Source organism: Streptacidiphilus jeojiensis (assembly GCF_042510965.1).
GTDB classification, from domain to species: domain Bacteria; phylum Actinomycetota; class Actinomycetes; order Streptomycetales; family Streptomycetaceae; genus Streptacidiphilus; species Streptacidiphilus jeojiensis.
The window spans coordinates 510,812-529,504 of the sequence record NZ_JBEUKS010000006.1 but is presented as its reverse complement, the minus strand read 5'-3'; the positions used below and the strand labels follow the sequence as shown (position 1 = coordinate 529,504).

Annotated in this window: 12 protein-coding genes; 7 read left to right on the top strand and 5 right to left on the bottom strand. The window is 73.9% G+C overall.

Going from position 1 to position 18,693, the window contains the following annotated elements; all coding sequences use genetic code 11:
- The coding region (locus ABUW04_RS19835) for a sensor histidine kinase (protein WP_380565989.1) at positions 1-2,375 on the bottom strand (2,375 nt) is incomplete at its 3' end.
- 112 nt (positions 2,376-2,487) lie between these two features.
- Complete coding sequence (locus ABUW04_RS19830) at positions 2,488-3,288, bottom strand: MHYT domain-containing protein (protein ID WP_051726152.1); 801 nt, start codon at positions 3,286-3,288, stop codon at positions 2,488-2,490.
- A gap of 209 nt (positions 3,289-3,497) precedes the next feature.
- Here ABUW04_RS19830 and ABUW04_RS19825 point away from each other — a divergent pair, with 209 nt between their 5' ends.
- On the top strand, positions 3,498-4,262 hold the full coding sequence (locus tag ABUW04_RS19825; RefSeq protein ID WP_380565988.1) for a MerR family transcriptional regulator: 765 nt from the start codon (positions 3,498-3,500) through the stop codon (positions 4,260-4,262).
- Between the two features lie 54 nt (positions 4,263-4,316).
- Here ABUW04_RS19825 and ABUW04_RS19820 read toward each other — a convergent pair whose 3' ends face one another.
- Positions 4,317-5,186: an SCO6745 family protein gene (locus ABUW04_RS19820; RefSeq protein ID WP_380565987.1), complete on the bottom strand. Its 870-nt coding sequence runs from the start codon at positions 5,184-5,186 to the stop codon at positions 4,317-4,319.
- A 155-nt stretch (positions 5,187-5,341) separates the two neighbouring features.
- Between ABUW04_RS19820 and ABUW04_RS19815 the strand changes: the two genes are divergently transcribed.
- Complete coding sequence (locus tag ABUW04_RS19815) at positions 5,342-6,904, top strand: MFS transporter (protein WP_380565986.1); 1,563 nt, start codon at positions 5,342-5,344, stop codon at positions 6,902-6,904.
- Between the two features lie 136 nt (positions 6,905-7,040).
- Here ABUW04_RS19815 and ABUW04_RS19810 read toward each other — a convergent pair whose 3' ends face one another.
- Positions 7,041-8,462, bottom strand: coding sequence for an ATP-binding protein (locus tag ABUW04_RS19810; RefSeq protein WP_380565985.1), 1,422 nt, complete (start codon positions 8,460-8,462; stop codon positions 7,041-7,043).
- Between the two features lie 120 nt (positions 8,463-8,582).
- Between ABUW04_RS19810 and ABUW04_RS19805 the strand changes: the two genes are divergently transcribed.
- The 4 genes from ABUW04_RS19805 to ABUW04_RS19790 are packed head-to-tail and all read left to right on the top strand — an operon-like array spanning position 8,583 to position 15,145.
- The gene (locus ABUW04_RS19805) at positions 8,583-9,224 is read left to right on the top strand and encodes a DinB family protein (protein ID WP_380565984.1); all 642 of its coding nucleotides are present in this window, start codon (positions 8,583-8,585) and stop codon (positions 9,222-9,224) included.
- 46 nt (positions 9,225-9,270) lie between these two features.
- A complete protein-coding gene (locus ABUW04_RS19800; protein WP_380565983.1) occupies positions 9,271-10,434 on the top strand; it encodes an exonuclease SbcCD subunit D in 1,164 nt (387 codons plus the stop codon).
- A complete protein-coding gene (locus ABUW04_RS19795) occupies positions 10,434-13,418 on the top strand; it encodes an AAA family ATPase (RefSeq protein WP_380565982.1) in 2,985 nt (994 codons plus the stop codon). The genes ABUW04_RS19800 and ABUW04_RS19795 overlap by 1 nt, the downstream gene beginning before the upstream one ends.
- 53 nt (positions 13,419-13,471) lie before the next feature.
- A complete protein-coding gene (locus ABUW04_RS19790; protein ID WP_380565981.1) occupies positions 13,472-15,145 on the top strand; it encodes a glycoside hydrolase family 13 protein in 1,674 nt (557 codons plus the stop codon).
- 158 nt (positions 15,146-15,303) lie between these two features.
- On the opposite strand, the gene ABUW04_RS19785 is transcribed toward ABUW04_RS19790, so the two are convergent.
- Entirely contained in the window at positions 15,304-17,694 is a 2,391-nt protein-coding gene (locus ABUW04_RS19785; protein WP_380565980.1) for a Tex family protein, read from the bottom strand.
- Positions 17,695-17,807: 113 nt separating this feature from the next.
- Here ABUW04_RS19785 and ABUW04_RS19780 point away from each other — a divergent pair, with 113 nt between their 5' ends.
- Positions 17,808-18,683, top strand: a complete 876-nt coding sequence (locus ABUW04_RS19780) for a helix-turn-helix transcriptional regulator (protein WP_380565979.1) — start codon at positions 17,808-17,810, stop codon at positions 18,681-18,683.
- Positions 18,684-18,693: the final 10 nt, after the last annotated feature.

The window sequence follows — 18,693 nt, the reverse complement described above, 5'->3', positions numbered from 1 at the left end:
CCCCCGGGGGCCGCACGGTCGGAGCCGCGGCCGCCGGACCCCGGCCCGACCGGTCCCGAAGCGACCGGCTCGGGGCTGCGCGGCCCGGGAACGCCCGGCGCGGGGCCGCGCGGCCCGGGGACGCCCGGCGCGGGGCCGCGCGGCACCGAGACCGCCGCCGCGGTGCGAACCGGTCCGGAGCCACCCGGCACCGCGGCACCCGGCCCGGCGTCCCCGGCCCCGGGGCCGTCCGACGCGAAGGCGCCCGCCGACGGGCCCGGTCCGGCGTGCTCGCGCACCGCCCGCTGCGGCGGACGCTGTTCCGGTCGCCCGCGCCGGCTCTGCCCCGGCTCCTCCAGCAGGGCGTTCGGCAGCAGCACCACCGCCGTGGTGCCGCCGTAGGCGGAGGTGCGCAGCGAGACCTGGATGTCATGGCGCTTCGCCAGCCGGCTCACCACGAAGAGGCCGAACTGGTCGGTGTCGAACAGGTCGGCCTGCCGTGCGTCGGCGATCCTGCGGTTCGCCTCGGCCACCGCGTCCCGGCTCATGCCCAGGCCGCGGTCCTCGATCTCCAGCACGTAGCCGGTGCCCACCTGCTCGCCGCCGAGGACCACCTTGGTGTGCGGGGGCGAGAAGCTGGTCGCGTTCTCGACCAGCTCGGCGACCAGGTGGGTCAGGTCGGCCACGGCCTTGCCGACCACCGACGCCCCGGGCAGGTCGCGCACCTCCACCCGGGCGAAGTCCTCGACCTCGGCGACCGCCGAGCGGACCACGTCCAGCAGCGGGACGGCGCGCCGCCAGGCCCGTCCGGGGACGGCGCCGGACAGGATGATCACGCCCTCGGCGTGCCGGCGCATCTGGGTGGTGAGGTGGTCCAGCCGGAACAGCCCCTCCAGCTCGGCCGGGTCGTCGGTGGCGCGTTCCATCCCGTCCAGCAGCGAGAGCTGACGGTGCACCAGCACCTGGCTGCGCCGGGCCAGATTGACCAGCACCCGGGCCACCCCGGCACGTTCGACGGCGGCCCGCAGCGCGGCCCGGTGGACCGTGCCGAGCGCCTCGCCGACCTGCCCCAGTTCGTCGCTGCCGGCCTTGACCTGCGGTGCCTCGGCCTCGACGTCCACCTCACCGCCGGCCCGCAGCCGGCCCAGCGCGTCCGGCAGCCGGCGCAGCGCCAGGTCGAGCGCGGAGTTGCGCAGCCCGACCAGTTCCTGCACCAGGTCGCGTCCGATCCGCACCGACACCACCAGCGAGACGACCACCGCCAGCAGCCCGAACAGCATGGCCGCGCCGTTGGTGCTGAGGAAGCCGATGCTGTAGGGGTTGGCGCTCGCGGTGGCGCTGGCGCCCGCCGCCGTCTCCACGGCCGCGTACTGCTGCCGGACGTCGTGGACGGTGGCGGACCAGCTGTCCGCGGGGATCTGCCGCACCGGTCCGGTGCCGGCGCCCTCCGTCCTGACCGTGGCCTCCAGCTGCGCCAGCGCCTTGGCCTGACCACCGTTCAGCACCGCTGCCAGGCGGTCCCGGTCGGCCGGGCGCAGATCGGCGACGGCGCCGCCGACCAGGGCCTGCCGGGCGTAGAGCGCCCCGGTGAACTCCTGGTACTGGGCCGGGCTCATCCGCCCCGCGGCCTGGGCCGCCTGCTCGGCGGTGTCCTCGCGGGCCAGCAGTTCGTCGGCCCTGGCGAGCTCCAGCAGCACCCTGGGATCCGAGGCGACCGCGGTGTTCTGCACCGTCCCCTGCTGGACCTCCGCCAGCGCGCCGTCGACCCCGAAGGCGGCCTCGATCACCGACCCGTACCCGCCGGCGATGTCCTGCCAGCCCGCGACCCGGCCGGTGACCTGGCGCCGCAGCGCGGCCAGCCCGTCGGTCGCCGTGCCCAGCGCGTCCAGCCGGGCGGGCAGCGTGGGGCTGAGGCCGGCGCTGGCTGCGGCGCCGACCCGGATGTCGGTGTCCAGCACGGACATGGTCCGGTCGGTGACGGCGGAGGCCGCCGCCAGCGCCGAGGCACGCGCCGGGACGGGGTCGGCGGCGTAGGCGGCGGCCGCGGTGCGCTCGCCCTGGAGCGCGCCGACGGTGGCGCCGACCGGTGTCAGCAGGGTCGCGTCCACCTGCTTCAGCCGTACCAGTGCGTCGACGTCCTGCGCGGTGGTGACGGTGGCGAAGCCCCACAGCGCGATCAGCGAGACCACCGGGACCATCAGTAGGCAGATCACCCGGGCCCGCACCGACCTGGGCGCAAGCGACCGGCGGGGGGCGTCGGCGGCGGGCGGCACCGGGGCGGGCGGCGGCAGCGGCGGCTCGTCGGCGGCGGGCGGGCCGGCGTGGGCGGGGCGGGGACGGCCTCCACGGTCCGGGCCCGTGTCGGTGACCGGGGCAGCCCCCCGTGGTCGGCGCATTCGATCCTCATCTCGCTTCATCGGCTGGTCGGTTGGTGAACCCGGAGGGTGTCGCCCGGACGGCGTGGCTCGGAGGGCGTGGTTCGGAGGGCATGGTTCGGAGGGCGCCGGCTCAGAGCGATGGCGAGGCCGAGGCGGTCGCGGGCGCGGCCTGCGCCCGCAGCTGCTCGGCGCCGGCCGCGGCGGCCCGCTCCCGCGCGGTGGGCGACAGTGCGACGAACGCCGCGGTCAGGAAGAGGAACGAGCCCAGTCCCACCGTCAGCGGGAAGACGAACTGCATCACCGTCGCCCCCGGCAGCGTCCCCTGCTCGGGGCGCAGCGCGACGGTGACCGCGGCCATCCCGGTGTAGTGCATGGAGCTGACGGCGACGCCCATGACCAGCGCCGCGGCGCCGGCCGCCACCGGGCCGTGGATGTTCAACCCGGCCCACAGCGCCGCCGTCGCGGCCACCACCGCGATCAGCACCGAGACGGCGACCACCGTCGGCCGGTAGCCGACGGTGCCGTGCAGATGCAGCGCGTACATGCCGAGGTAGTGCATGGCGGCGACGCCGAGCCCGGTGGTGAGACCGCCCAGCAGCAACGCCCGGCCCCGGTGCCGGCCGTAGCCGACGGCGAAGACGCCCAGGGCCACGAAGCCCACCGCCACCAGCAGGCTGAGCACGGTGAGCGGGACGTCGTAGCGGATCTCCGAGCCGGTGACGGAGAAGCCGAGCATGGCCACGAAGTGCATGGTCCAGATCCCCGACCCGATCGCCGCCGCGGCGGTGAGCAGCCAGTTGCGCTTGGAACGGCCCTCGGCCGCCAGCGCGCGGACCGTGCAGCGCAGGCCGAGCGCGGAGCCCAGGACGGCCATCGCGTAGGACAGGATCGGGGTGAGCCAGCCGTAGCCGAGCTCGGTCATGCTTCCCATTCCGGCCATCACGGCTCCCTGCGTCTCGGGCGTACGCCGGTACGGCGGACTGCTGCACCGGGCGCCGGGGACGCTACTCGCCGTGTTCGCCCGATTACCTGAATTCCGGCGAAAGTTCGGCGCGACCGCTCCGCTTGTGCTGCACTGGTGTGCTTCCGCCGGTGCCGGTGTGCCCGGCGGCCCCGCCCACAAGCACTAGGCTCGTCCGGGTGAGCGACACACCGGCGCAGCACCAGCACGAGTTCCGCACCGAGGACCTGGCCAAGGAGGCCGGGATCCCGGTCCGCACCCTGCGCTTCTACCGCGAGAAGCGGCTGCTGCCCCCGCCGCGGCGCGAGGGCCGGATCGCCTGGTACTCCGAGGACCACCTGGCCCGGCTGCGGATCATCGCCGACCTGCTGGAGCGCGGCCACACCCTGGGCGGCATCGCCGAGCTGCTCGCGGCCTGGGAGAACGGCCGCGACGTGGCCGAACTGCTGGGCCTGGAAGCGGCGATAGCCGCCCCGTGGTCCGAGGAGACCCCAGTCCCGCTGACGCTCCAGGAACTGGACCGGACCTACTCGGGCCAGGCCGACGCCGAGGCCCTGGCCGAGGCCGTCGCGCTCGGCTACCTGACCGTGGACGGCGACCGGGTCAGCCACATCAGCCGCCGGCTGCTGGACGCCTCGGCCGAACTGGTCGCCGAGGGCATCCCGCTGAGCGCGGTGCTGGAGGCCGCCCACGGCGTCCGGGCCAGCGCGGACGCCCTTGCCGACCTCTTCGTCGAACTGGTGGACAAGCAACTGCTGGACAAGCTGGGCACCCGGCTGACGGCGGGCGAGACGGCACGCCTCGCCGACACCCTGGCCCGGCTGCGCCCGGTGGCCAGGACCGTGGTCGACGTGGAGTTCGCGCTGGCGATGGACCGCCGGGTGCACGGCGAGCTGGGCGCGGTGCTCAGCCGCGCCGCCCGCGAGGACCCGGCGCCGCGCTGACCCCGGCGCACCCGGCCGATCCGCCCAACCGATCTGCCCGGCCGGTCTGCCCCGTCAGGCCTCGGGGAAGTCTCCGACCGGCATCCGCAGTCCCATCGACTCGGCCACCCGCGCACTCAACGGCGCGGCCAGTGCGTGCAGCCGGCGGCAGCGCTCCGGGCCCAGGGCCCGCCAGGGCGCGGCGGCCAGACGGTCCGTCATGGACTCGACCTGCTCCCGCAGTTCGGCGCCGGCCGGGGTCAGCCCGCCCTCCGCGGTGAGCAGCCCGCGCCCGACCAGCCGGTCGATCCCGGCCTGCCAGGCGGCGTCGTCCCAGCCGCGCCGCGGCTGCAGGCTCCGGCGGCGCTCGGATCCGGTGGCGACGATGCTGGTCAGCGCCTCGACGCCGTCCAGCTCCGCGGCGAGCAGCGCGGTGTTGTGGCCGTCGCCGCGCCATTCGCGCAGGGTGGTCGCCGCCTGCCACAGCGCCAGGTGCGGCTGGTCCGGCACCGGAAGCGCCGCGTTGGCCGCGCCCAGCGGGCGTCCGTAGGGCGCGGCGGCGCAGGCCGCCGCGGCCTCGACGGCGAGCTCGGCCGCCTCGGCCAGCTGCGGCGAGGCGAGCAGGTCCGGGTCGAAGGCCGCGCGCAGTCCGGCGTCCACGGCCTCCAGGCGCAGGGCGAGCAGCTTCTCCGCGTCGGCCGCACGGATGTGTCCCAGCTCCAGCCCGGTCAGCGCGGGGTCGAAGTGGTAGAACACCGCGTCGACCACCGAGGTGCTGACCTCGCCGAGCGGTGCGACGCGCCCGGCGAAGTAGGGGCTCCAGGGGCGGTCCAGGCCGGCCTCCTTGAAGACGGCCAGCGCGGCCGGCGCGAAGACCACGGCCAGGTGGTAGGGCTCCAGCAGGTCGCGCATGGCGCGGGCGATGCGCAGGTCCAGGGGTCGCATGGGGGTCAGCGTAGGACAGGTGCTTCGGCATGTGAACACTTTCCGCACTGAACCTTTTAACTTGACTACCTAAAGCATCGGGCCTAAGGTCCTCTTTATTGCTTGATGAACTAAAGCATCCAGTACCTGAACCTTCCGAAGGACCGCTGCCCACCATGAGCCATGCCGTCTCCCCCTCAACCGCCTCCGCGCCGGCGTCCGCGCGGCGCGGCAGCACCCCGCTGATCGCCGCCCTGGGGCTGGCGGCTGTGGTCGTCGCCATGGCGCAGACCCAGGTCATCCCGATCCTGACGCTGCTCGGCACCGACCTGCACTCCGGTGCCGCCGGCATCAGCTGGGTCACCACCGCCACGCTGCTCTCGGCCGCCGTGTTCACCCCGCTGCTGGGCCGGGTCGGCGACCAGTACGGCAAGAAGCGCACCCTGCTGGCCGTGCTGGTGGTCATGGTGGCCGGCTCGGTGCTGGCCGCGGCCACCACCTCGCTGGCCCTGCTGATCGTCGCCCGGGTGCTCCAGGGCTCGGCCACCGCGATCTTCCCGCTGGCGCTGTCGATCATCCGTGACGAGGTCCCCCGGGAGAAGCTGCACGGCGCGATGGCGCTGGTCAGCAGCACCCTCGCCTTCGGCAGCGGCCTCTCCCTGGTGGTCACCGGACTGCTCACCCAGGGCGCCCACCCCGACTACCACTCGGTGTTCTGGTTCTCCACCGGCGTCTCGGCGCTGGCCCTGGTCGCCGTCGCCCTCCTGGTCCCCGACGGCGGTGTCCGCACCGGCGGCCGCATCGACTTCCTGGGCGCGAGCACGCTGGCCGTCTTCCTGGTCCTGCTGCTGCTGGGCATCTCCCAGGGCCACACCTGGGGCTGGTCCTCGGGTCGGATCATCGGCTGCTTCGTCGGCGCCGTGGTGATGGCGGCGGTCTGGGTCCTGGTCGAGCGCAAGGTCGCCAACCCGCTGGTGGACATGCGGATGTTCGCCCACCGCCAGGTCGCCTTCACCAACGTCGCCGGACTGTTCGTCGGCTTCGCCTCCTTCGCCATGTTCATCGGCGTCTCCTACCTGGTGCAGATGCCGGCCCAGCTCACCGGCTACGGCTTCACCGCGTCGGTGCTGCGCGCCTCCACCGAGTACCTGCTGCCCAGCACCCTGGTCTCGCTGGTCGCCGCGCCGGTCGGCGGCATCCTGGTCCGCCGCATCGGCGCCCGCTACACCCTGGCCGCCGGCTCCCTGGTCGGCGTCGCCGGCTTCGCCTGGCTGGCCTGGGGCCACGGCTCCACCCCGAACGTGATCGCCGCCGGCATCCTCGCCGGTATCGCCATCGCCTTCGGCTACGCCTCGATGCCGGCCCTGATCGCGGCCAGCGTCCCGGTCGAGCAGACCGGGATCGCCAACGGCATCAACTCCATCTCCCGGTCCGTCGGCAGCTCCATCGCCTCCGCCGTGGTCACCTCGCTGCTGGCCTCCAAGCTGATCAGCGGACTCCCGGCCGGCGTCCCCCCGCTGCCCGCCGAGAGCCAGTTCACCACCAGCTTCGTGCTGGCCGCCGGCGCCCTGCTGCTCACCATCGCCGTCGCCCTCTTCGGCCTCACCCGCCACAGCCGCCCGATGGCCACCACCCCGGTCGCCACCGCGGTCCTCACCGAGGCGGCAGCCGAACTCAAGGCCGAGGCCCACGCCGAAGCCCTGGAGGACGCCCCGGTCCAGGCCGACGCCAAGGCCTGACATCGGCCCGGCTCCACACCCGACGCCCGCTGCTCGCTCCCCCTCACACCCGAGGGCCGCGGGAAGCGGGCGTCTTTCGAAGTCAAGTGGATCATGGCATCGATCCGAACCTGCCAGCGACCAGAGCGAGCCACAGTCAGCGAGCACGCCAGGCGCCGAGCAAATCCTCTGGGCCGTAGCTCGCCTGCAGCCCCGAGCAGCTGACGCCGTTTCGGGAGACCGCGACGAGTGGGATCGGATCGTCGCTGAGCGCGGCTCGGTGCTTGTGCAGTGCGGCCAGGTCATGGGCATCGAAGCTCGATGCCTCCAGCCACTTGACCGACCCCAGGAACAACAACTGCTTGGCCACCGGCTGACGGTCGGCCCCGACGATATCGATCTCGACGTCGTTGCTACGGGTCCAATAGCCGCCGACGACGGGTGCAGCAGGCAGGTCACCGTCCGGCAGGATCCGAGCCAGCGATTCGCGGATCAGGGGTTCGACGGCGCGGCCCCGCCAGCTCGTCCACTGCTCCCTTATCCGGGTCAGGGTGAGGTCTCCTCGCATACGTTCGATCTCCGCCATGTGCGGATCGAGGAAGGCCAGCCAGAAGCGCAGATAGGGATCCGCCACCCGGTAGCGGCGCTCCTTGGAAGGGTGCAGCGAGATCGGGAGCTCTGCCGCGACGACGCGTTTGTCGATCAGCAGGTCGGCCGCCCGGGTGAGGGTGCTGTGGGAGATGCCACCGGCGGCCCGGGCGATATTGGTGAAGGTCCGCTCCCCCGAGCCGATCGCCCGCAGCACTTCCCTGCCCATCGCCTGCGGAGGGAACTCCGCCGCCAGCGACCGTTCCGCCGAGACCAGCAGGGCCGAGATCGGGTTCTGCAGGGCCGTGTCGAGGAAGTCCCACATGGACGTCCCGGCCTGCCACTCACGACAGATCAACGGCAGCCCTCCGGTGATCAGCGCGGCGTCGAAGGCGTCGGCGGGACCGAGCTGGAGCATCTCACCGATGTCAGCCGGGTTGAGGGGGCCCACCACCATCTCGCGCCCCCGCTGGTGGAACGGACGGTCGTAGCTGTCGAGTGCTTCCATCATCGACAGGTCCGAGCCGACCAGCAGCAGCAATACGGGTTTGCGACTGAGCAGTCGATCCCAGGCCCGTTGCAGCATTCCCTCGAAGGCCTCGATGCGCTCCATCAGATAGGGCACCTCGTCGATCACCACCACACTCGGGGTGTCGTCAGGGAGGACCTCCGCGAGCAGGCGAAAGGCCGCATTCCACTGGTTCGGCGCCTCCTCGGCGAAGAGGGAGCGATCCGGCAGCGAGGAACTCAGCACGGCGTCGAGCAGTTCTGCCAGCTCGTCCTCCGAGGAGCCGCCGGCAGCGGTGAAGAACAGGTTGGGCACCCCCTCCCGCCGGAGGAACTCCTCAACCAGGGTCGATTTGCCAACACGCCGTCGACCGCGCATCAGCACGCACTGGCCGGGCTTGGCCGAACCGAGGGCTGCACGAACCTCACCCAGCGCATGGCGCAGCGTCTGCAGCTCGCGGTCCCGACCGATGAAGCGTTGCATGAGAGGAAATCCTGTCGCAGCAGTCCGAGAACCCTAGCCCCTTAGATAGTATCGCAAGAGATACTATCTGCAGAGATAGTATTGCCGGGGATCTGGGGGCTTCGCTGTACGGTCCTGGGCATGACTCGATCTTCAGTGGGTCCGGTGACCCCGGACGACCTCGACCTTGCGGTGCGGCTGACGGTGGAGCTGCTTCGCGAGGCGCCGGCGGCTGCCTGGGACGGGGAGGCCGGGTCGTTGGAGTGGAGTTGCTGGGAGACCGTCGAGCATCTGGCTGACGATCTGTTCGCCTATGCGGCACAGCTCGGGCCGCGTACCCCGCCGTCGGAGCGGGAGGTGCCGTTCGTGTGGCAGCGGCGGCGGCCGGAGGGGCCGGCCAACGTCGTGTTCGCGGACCGGGAGGCCGGGCCGGACGGGCTGCTGCAGGTGCTGGAGGCCTGCGGGGCGCTGCTGGTGGCGATGGTGCGGGTGACACCGGCGAGCGTCCGGTCCCATCACGTCTTCGGGAGAGCGGATCCGGAGGGCTTCGCCGCGATGGGGATCGTGGAGACCCTGGTGCACACCCACGACCTGGCCGCCGGGCTCGGCCTGGACTGGCGGCCCCCGGCCGGGCTCTGCGCCCGCACCCTGGCCAGGCTCTTCCCCGACGCGCCCGGGGACGCCGACCCCTGGACGGCGCTGCTCTGGTGCACCGGGCGCACCGAACTGCCCGGACGGCCCCGGCTCAGCACCTGGCGCTGGCACGGGGAGCCCGGGTACTGAGCGGTACGGAGTCCGTTGTCAGTGGCGGTTGTTACTGTCGTTGACCATGCGACTGCTGCACACCTCCGACTGGCATCTGGGGCGGACCCTCCACCGGGAGGACCTGCTTCCGGCGCAGCGTGCCTTCCTGGACCACCTGGTCGCCACGGTGCGGGCCGAGGCGGTGGACGCCGTGCTGGTCGCGGGCGACGTCTACGACCGGGCCATCCCCGGGCTGGGGGCGGTGGACCTGTTCGACCGGGTGCTGCGGGAGCTGGCCGGGCTCGGGGTGCCGGTGGTGCTGATCGCCGGGAACCACGACTCGGCCCGGCGGCTCGGGGTGGCCGCCCGGCTGATCGAGCGGGCCGGGGTGCACCTGCGGACCGACCCGGAGCGGTGCGGTGAGCCGGTGCTGCTCGCCGACGAGCACGGTCCGGTGGCGGTCTACGGACTGCCGTACCTGGAACCCGCGCTGGTGGGGGCCGGGCTGGGGGCCGAGAAGGTGAGCCACGCGGCGGTGCTGGCGGCGGCCATGGCGAGGGTCCGTGCGGATCTGGCGGACCGTCCGGAGCGGACCCGCTCGGTGGTGCTCGCGCATGCCTTCGTGGTGGGCGGCGAGGTGAGCGACAGCGAACGGGACATCGCCGTGGGCGGGGTGCCCAGCGTGCCCGCCTCGGTGTTCGACGGGGTCGACTACGCGGCGCTGGGGCATCTGCACGGGTGCCAGACGATCAGCGCAAGGGTGCGCTACAGCGGATCCCCGCTCGCCTACTCCTTCTCCGAGGCGGCACAGCGGAAATCCATGTGGCTGGTCGATCTCGGCCCCGGGGGCGAGGTTGCGGCCCGCCGGATCGACTGCCCGGTCCCGCGGGCCCTGGCCTGCCTGCGCGGCCGGCTGGACGAGCTGCTGGAGGATCCGGAACTGGCCCGGCACGAGGATTCCTGGGTGCAGGCGGTGCTGACGGACCCCGGACGTCCCGACCGGGCCATGGAGCGGCTGCGAGCCCGCTTCCCGCACGCCCTGCAGCTGGCCTTCGAGCCGGAGGGCGAGCTGGGCGACGGGCTCCCCTCCTATGCCGCGCGGACCCGGGGGCGCAGCGACACCGAGATCGCGCTGGGCTTCGTCCGGCACGTCCGGGGCAGCGGTCCGGGGCCCGAGGAGGAGCTGCTACTGCGCGAGGCCACCGAGGCCGCGGGCGCCGCCGCGCTCGCCGAGGGGGGTGGACGCTGATGCGGCTGCACCGGCTGGAGATCACCGCGTTCGGCCCGTTCGCCGACACCCAGACCGTTGACTTCAACGCCCTGGCCGCCGGCGGCCTGTTCCTGCTGCGCGGGGCGACCGGCGCGGGCAAGAGCAGCGTCCTGGACGCCGTCTGCTACGCCCTGTACGGGACGCTGCCCGGCAGCCGTCCGCGGACCCGGCTGCGCAGCGACCACGCCGCGGCCGACGTCCGAACCGAGGTGGTGCTGGAACTCACCCTGGGCGGCCGCAGGTTGGAGATCACCCGCAGTCCCGAGCAGGTGCGCGCCAAGAAGCGCGGCCAGGGGGTGACCACCGACAAGGCGCAGACCCTGCTGCGGGAGAAGGTGGTCGACAGCGCGAGCGAGGACGGTGTCTCCTGGCGAGCTAGCAGCCGGGCGCACCAGGAGATCGGCGCCGAGATCCAGCAGCTGCTGGGCATGAGCCGGGAGCAGTTCTGCCAGGTGGTACTGCTCCCCCAGGGCGGCTTCGCCCGCTTCCTGCACGCCAGCGCCCCGGAGCGGGCCGAGCTGCTCGGGCGGCTGTTCGACACCGCCCGCTTCGGCGCGGTGGAGGGCTGGCTGGCCGAGCGCCGCCAGCAGTCGGAGAAGGCCTGCCAGGCGGTGCGCGGGGAGATCGGCTCCCGGCTGGAACGGCTGCGCGAGGCGGCCGGGACGGACGACCCGGCGCCGGTGGACGTGGACGCGGACGGTCTCGGCTGGGCGGCCCAGCTCCGGGTGGAGGCCCGGGAGCAGCTGGCGGTGGCCCGCTGCTGGCACCGGCTCGCGGTCGAGCGGCGCGAGCTGACCGCCGAACGGGCCCGGGCGGTCGAGGTACTGGCGGACCGTCAGCAGCGGCACCGGCGCGCGGTCCGGCAGGCGCACGCTCTGGAGCAGGGCGCCGCCGATCAGTCCGCGGCGGAGGCCCGGCTGGAGCGGGCCCGCCGCGCCGAGGCCGTGGCCCCGCTGCTGACCCTGCATCAGCAGGCGCTGCTGACCCGGCGTCGGCTGGAGGCGGCCGAGCAGCAGGCCCGAGCCACGCTGCCCAGCGGCGACGGCCGGAGCGACGCCGAGCAGTTGGCCGCCGCCGAGCACGCGACCCGCGAGGAGCTGGGCGGCCTGCGGGCGCTACTGCCGGCCGAGCAGCAGTTCCACAGCAACGAGCGCACCCGCCGCCGGCTGGAGGCCGAGCGCGACGACGCCGAGGGCCGGCAGGCCGAGGCGGTGGAGTGGTTGGAGCAGTGGCCCGCGCTCCGGGAGCAGGCCGCCGCGTCGCTGGACACGGCCCGGCTGGCGGCGGCGCGGGCCGAACAGCTCGACGCCCGGCTCGCCGAGCTGCGGCAGCGCTGCGAGGCCGCCGAGCGGGCCGAGGGGCTGGGCAACCGGCTGTCGGGGTTCGAGCAGCGTGAGCTGGCGCTGCGGGAGAGTGCGGCGCGGGCCCACGAGGACTGGCTGGAGCTGCGCGAACGGCGGCTGCAGGGCATGGCGGCCGAGCTGGCGGCCCGGCTGGCCGAGGGCGAGGCCTGCCCGGTGTGCGGCTCCGCCGAGCACCCGGCACCGGCCAGGAGCGGTCCCGGGCAGGTCACCCGGGAGCAGGAGCAGCAGGCCGAGCGGGCGCACCGGGATGCGGCGGCCCGCGCCGAGACGGCCCGCGAGGACGTCCAGGAGCTGCGCCGGCAGATCGGTTCGCTGGCCGCCGTCGCCGGCGACCGCCCCGCCGCCGAACTGCGCCGGGAAGCCGAGCAGTTGAGCGCCGAACAGGCCGCGGCCCAGCAGCAGGCGGCGGTCGGGCTGCGGGCCCAGGAGGAGCTGGACCGGCTCCAGCACGAGCAGGGCCTGCGCAGCGAGGCCGCGGTGCAGGCCGCCGCGATGCTGGCCGCCCGCACCGCGGGCCTGGACGCCCTGGCCGTGGAACAGGCCAGGCTGGCGGCCGAGTTGCAGCGCGGACGCTCCGGCGCCGAGTCCGTGGCCGCGCGGGTGGCCGAGCTGGAGCCGCTGGCCGAGCGGCTGAACCGGGCGGTGGCCGCCGTCCGCGAGGCGGCCGCCGGCGCACAGGCGGTCGCCGCCGCCGAGGCCTCGGCCCGGGCCGCCGCCGAGCGGGAGGGCTTCGCCGACCCCGGCGAAGCCGAACGGGCGGCGCTCCCCGCCGCCGAGGCCCAGCGGCTGCGCACCCAGGTGGAGCGGCACCGGGCCGAGGTGGCCCGGGTCCGTACCGAGCTGGCCGACGCCGACCTGCTGGCCGCGGTACGGCTGCCGGAGGCGGACCCCGAGGCCGAGCAGGCCGCGGACCGCGCCGCCGAGCAGCGGCTGCGGCAGGCCTACGCCCGGGAGCGGGCCGCCGCCGACCGCTGCGCCGCGCTGGACCGGCTGAGCGACGGGCTGGCCGACGAGCTGCGCCGGCTGGGGCCGCTGGCCGCCGAGCACGCCACCGTCGCCGGACTGGCCGGGCTGGCCGCCGGGACCAGCAGCGGCAACCGGTTCCGGATGTCGCTGGAGACCTATGTGCTGGCGGCCCGGCTGGAACAGGTCGCCGCGGCGGCCGGGGCGCGGCTGGCGGTGATGTCCCAGGGCCGCTACTCGCTGGCCCACACCGACCTGCGGGCCAGGGGCGGCGGCCGCTCCGGCCTGGGCCTCAGCGTGCTGGACGCCTGGACCGGCCAGGAGCGGGACACCTCCACCCTCTCCGGCGGCGAGAGCTTCTTCGCCTCGCTGGCGCTGGCCCTGGGCCTGGCCGACGTGGTCACCGACGAGGCCGGCGGGATGCCGCTGGACACCCTGTTCATCGACGAGGGCTTCGGCTCGCTGGACGAGGACACCCTGGAGGACGTCCTGGACGTGCTGGACCGGCTGCGCGAACGGGACCGGGCGGTGGGCATCGTCAGCCACGTCGCCGACCTGCGCGGGCGCATCCCCACCCAACTGGAAGTCCGCAAGGGGCGCGACGGTTCGACGTTGCGGCAGCATGTCCCCGGGTAGGTCACCGGGTAGGTTCCCGGGCGGGCCGGGACGGCTCGGTCCCGACCCTGGGCATGGAGGAGACGACCTTGACGGATCAGGTGGCGGAGCAGGTGACGGAGACTCAGCCGTGGTGGCGCGGGGCGGCCATCTTCCAGGTGTACCCGCGCAGCTTCATGGACGGCGACGGCGACGGCACCGGTGATGTGGCCGGCATCCGCAGCCGGCTGCCGTACCTGGTGGAGCTGGGCGTGGACGCGCTGTGGATCTCGCCCTGGTACGTCTCCCCGCTGGCGGACGGCGGCTACGACATCGCCGACTACCGCGACATCGACCCGGCCTTCGGCACCCTCGCCGAGGCCGAGGCGCTGATAGCCGAGGGCCACGAGCTGGGGCTGCGGACCATCGTCGACCTGGTCCCCAACCACTGCTCGGACCAGCACCCCTGGTTCCGGGCGGCGCTGGCGGCGGCCCCGGGCTCGGCCGAGCGGGCGCTGTTCCACTTCCGCCCCGGGCGCGGCCCGGGCGGCGACCTGCCGCCCAACGACTGGCAGGCCCACTTCGGCGGCTCCGCCTGGCAGCGCACCACCGACGCCGAGGGCCGCCCCGGCGAGTGGTACCTGCACATGTTCGCGCCCGAGCAGCCGGACTGGAACTGGGACAACCCGGCGGTCCGGGCCGAGTTCGAGTCCATCCTGCGGTTCTGGCTGGACCGCGGCGTGGACGGCTTCCGGATCGACGTCACCGACCACCTGGTCAAGGAGCAGGGCCTGCCCCACTCCGCCGGGCACCACGGCCGCCCCGACCCCTGGCGGGACCAGGAGGGGGTGCACGAGATCTACCGCAGCTGGCGCGCCATCACCGACTCCTACCCCGGCGAGCGGATGTTCGTCGCCGAACTGTGGGAGAACAACCCGGCCCGCTTCGCCCGCTACCTGCGCCCCGACGAGTTGCAGACCGCCTTCAACTTCCCGCTGCTGAAGTCCGGCTGGGACGCGGCCGAGCTGCGCGGGGTCATCGACGACACCCTGTCCGCGCACGCGCTGGTGGGCGCCCCGCCGACCTGGGTGCTGTCCAACCACGACACCACCCGCCACGTCACCCGCTACGGCCGCGCCGACACCACCTACGACTTCGACCGGGCCGGGCGCTTCGGCCGCCCGGTCGACCTGGACCTGGGCACCCGCCGGGCCCGCGCCGCCGCGCTGCTGACCTTCGCGCTGCCCGGCGGCGTCTACGTCTACCAGGGCGACGAGCTGGGCCTGTGGGAGGTCGAGGACATCCCCGACGAGCTGCGCCAGGACCCCACCTGGCTGCGCTCCGGCCATGTCGACCGGGGCAGGGACGGCTGCCGGGTCCCGATCCCGTGGAGCGGCACCGGGCGCCCGTTCGGCTTCAGCGTGGGCGACGGGGACGCGCCGCCGTGGCTGGACGTCCAGCCGGCGGCCTGGAAGGAGCACACCGCCGCGGCCGAGTCCGGGATGGCCGGATCACATCTGGAGCTCTACCGGGCCGGGCTGCGGCTGCGCCGCGCGGAGCCCGGGCTCGGCGACGGCCCCATGGCCTGGCTGCCGTCCGCACCGGAGGTGCTGGACTTCACCCGGCCCGGCGGCTTCCGCTGCGTGGTGAACCTGGGCACGACCCCGGTCGCCCTGCCCGGACAGGTCGAGCTGCTTCTGGCCAGCGGCCCGCTGGACGGGGAGCTGCTGCCTTCGGACACGGCCGTCTGGCTACGTCAGGCCGGGTGACCCGGACCGCCAAAGCAGGCCAAAGCAGGAAGTCCCCTTCCGCACGGGGGAGCGGATGGGGACTTCCTTGGATCATCGTACGAGTGCGGCGCCGGACGCCCGGACCATTGGCGCACCAGGATCCACTGTGCCATCAGCCGATGGCAGCGATGCTCCGATCAGGGCCGCAGACCCGCCCTGCGCAGGGCGTCCGCCATCGCGCTGTTGGCCGCCGGCGCCGGCGCGGCGCCGCCCCGGGCGTTCTCCCGCCGGGGCTGCGGCGCCCTGCGGCCCTGGCCCTGCGACCGCTGACCCTGCGTCGGACCCTGGCCCTGACCCTGGTCCTGCCCCTGCTGCCGGCCGCGCGGTCCGCGCTCCTGCTTGGGCCCGGCCTCGTCGTCCAGCCGCAGCGTCAGCGAGATCCGCTTGCGCGGGATGTCCACCTCCAGCACCTTCACCCGGACGATGTCGCCGGACTTCACCACCTCGCGCGGGTCCTTGACGAAGGTCCTGGACAGCGCCGAGACATGGACCAGGCCGTCCTGGTGCACGCCGACGTCGACGAAGGCGCCGAAGGCCGCGACATTGGTGACGGTGCCCTCCAGCAGCATCCCCGGCTCCAGGTCGGAGAGCTTCTCCACGCCCTCCTTGAAGGCCGCGGTACGGAACGCCGGCCGCGGGTCCCGGCCCGGCTTCTCCAGCTCGCGCAGGATGTCGGTGACGGTCGGCACGCCGAACTGCTCGTCGGCGAAGTCCGAGGGGCGCAGCCCGCGCAGCACCGAGCCGTTGCCGATCAGCGCCTTGAGGTCGCCGCCGGTGTTCGTCAGGATCCTGCGCACCACCGGGTAGGCCTCGGGGTGCACGCTGGAGCCGTCCAGCGGGTCGTCGCCGCCGGGGATCCGCAGGAAGCCCGCGCACTGCTCGAAGGCCTTGGGGCCGAGCCGGGCCACGTCCTTGATTGCCTTGCGGCTGCGGAACGGGCCGTTGGCGTCGCGGTGCGCCACGATGTTGTCGGCCAGGGTCGCGCCGATGCCGGACACCCGGGTCAGCAGCGGCGCCGAGGCCGTGTTGACGTCCACGCCGACGCCGTTGACGCAGTCCTCGACCACCGCGTCCAGCGAGCGGGACAGCTTGGCCTCGGAGAGGTCGTGCTGGTACTGGCCCACGCCGATCGACTTGGGGTCGATCTTGACCAGCTCGGCCAGCGGGTCCTGCAGCCGGCGGGCGATGGAGACCGCGCCGCGGATGGAGACGTTGAGCTCGGGCAGCTCCTGCGAGGCGAAGGCGGAGGCCGAGTAGACCGAGGCGCCGGCCTCGGAGACCACGGCCTTGGTCAGCTTCAGCTCGGGGTGACGCTTGATCAGGTCCCCGGCCAGCTTGTCCGTCTCCCGGGAGGCGGTGCCGTTGCCGATGGCGATCAGCTCGACCCGGTGCGCCGCGCACAGCCTGGCCAGGGTGTGGATGGACTCGTCCCAGCGGTTGGCCGGGACGTGCGGGTGGATGGTGTCGTGGGCGACGACCTTGCCGGTGGCGTCCACCACGGCGACCTTGACCCCGGTGCGGAAGCCCGGGTCCAGGCCGAGGGTGGCCCGGGTGCCGGCCGGGGCGGCCAGCAGCAGGTCGCGCAGGTTGGCGGCGAAGACCCGGACCGCCTCGTCCTCGGCCTCGGTGCGCAGCCGCAGCCGCAGGTCGATGCCCAGGTGCACCAGCAGCCGGGTGCGCCAGGCCCAGCGGACGGTGTCCAGCAGCCAGCGGTCGGCGGGCCGGCCGCGGTCGCTGATCTCGAACTTCTGCGCGATCCGGGACTCGTAGCCGCCGGGGGCCTCGGCGTCGGCCTCGTCGGCGTAGGGCTCCATGGTGAGGTCCAGGACGTCCTCCTTCTCACCGCGCAGCATCGCCAGCACCCGGTGCGAGGGCAGCTTGACGAAGGGCTCGGCGAAGTCGAAGTAGTCGGAGAACTTCGCCCCGGCCTCCTCCTTGCCGTCGCGGACCTTCGCCGACAGCCGGCCCCGGCCCCACATCCGCTCGCGCAGCTCGCCGAGCAGGTCGGCGTCCTCGCCGAAGCGCTCGACCAGGATCGACCTGGCGCCCTCCAGCGCGGCCGCGGCGTCCGCCACGTTCTCGCCGAGGTAGCCGGCGGCCTCGGCCTGCGGGTCCCGGGTCGGGTCGGCGAGCAGCAGCTCGGCCAGCGGCTCCAGCCCGTTCTCCCGGGCGATCTGGGCCTTGGTCCGACGCTTGGGCTTGTAGGGGAGGTAGATGTCCTCCAGCCGGGCCTTGGAGTCGGCGGCGCGGATCTGCGCCTCCAGGGCCTCGTCCAGCTTGCCCTGGCTGCTGATCGACTCCAGGATCGCGGTCCGCCGCTCCTCCAGCTCGCGCAGGTAGCGCAGCCGCTCCTCCAGGGTGCGCAGCTGGGCGTCGTCGAGCTCGCCGGTGGCCTCCTTGCGGTAGCGGGCGATGAAGGGCACGGTCGCCCCGCCGTCGAGCAGGTCGACCGCCGCCTGCACCTGACCGGCCCGTACACCGAGCTCCTCGGCGATGGTCTGCTGGATGGACGCTGTCTGAAGGGTCACGCGCGGTTACCACTCTCTCGCAGGGATGCCACCTGCATTCTGCCGCGCGCGGTGGGCTGGGGAAAACCACGGGTCCCGGCGGGTTGTCAGTGGTGTGCGGCACGATGGATCGCATGACGACTGCCCCCGCTCGTCGCACCGAGCTCGCCGCCTTCCTGCGCAGCCGCAGGGCCAGGATCACCCCGGAGGAACTGGGCCTGCCGCCCGGCCCCCGGCGGCGCACGCCCGGGCTGCGCCGGGAGGAGGTCGCCCTGCACGCCGGGGTCGGCGTGACCTGGTACACCTGGCTGGAGCAGGGCCGCCCGATCAACGCCAGCCCGCAGGTGCTGGACGCGATAGCCAGGACGCTCCGGCTGAACCAGCCGGAGCTGAGCCATCTCTACCGCCTCGCCGACATCCGCACCGCACCCGCGCCGCCGCCCTGCGACGACCTGGACCCGACGGTCCAGCGGATCCTGGACGACTTCGGCACCTTCCCGGCCTGTGTGATCAACTCCCGGCTGGACGTGCTGGCCTGGAACGCCCCGTACGCGGCGCTGTGGCCCCGGTTCCGGGGGTCGCGCGGGCGGAACCTGCTGTGGCTGAGCTTCACCGTCCCGGCCTGCTGCAGCTCCCTGGTCGAGCGGGAGGTCGACCTGCCGCTGCTGGCCGCGCTGTTCCGCACCCACTACGTCCGGCACCTGGGGGACCCGGACTGGGAGGGTCTGGTGGACGACCTGCTGGCGGTCAGCCCCGAGTTCACCGAGATCTGGTCGCGCCAGGACGTGGCCGGCGTGAGCACCCGGACCAAGCGCCACCAGCATCCGGCCGTGGGTGAACTACGGGTGGTGGTGAGCAACTTCGAGATCCTCGGGGCCACCGACGTCGAGCTGGTGGTCTACACCCCGGAGGACCGGCAGAGCCGCGAGCGGCTGCAGTGGCTGCTGGACCACCCCGAGGCCCCCGGCTACGCGCACGACCACCCGGACGTCCTCTACGTACACGAATAGAGGGTTTTCC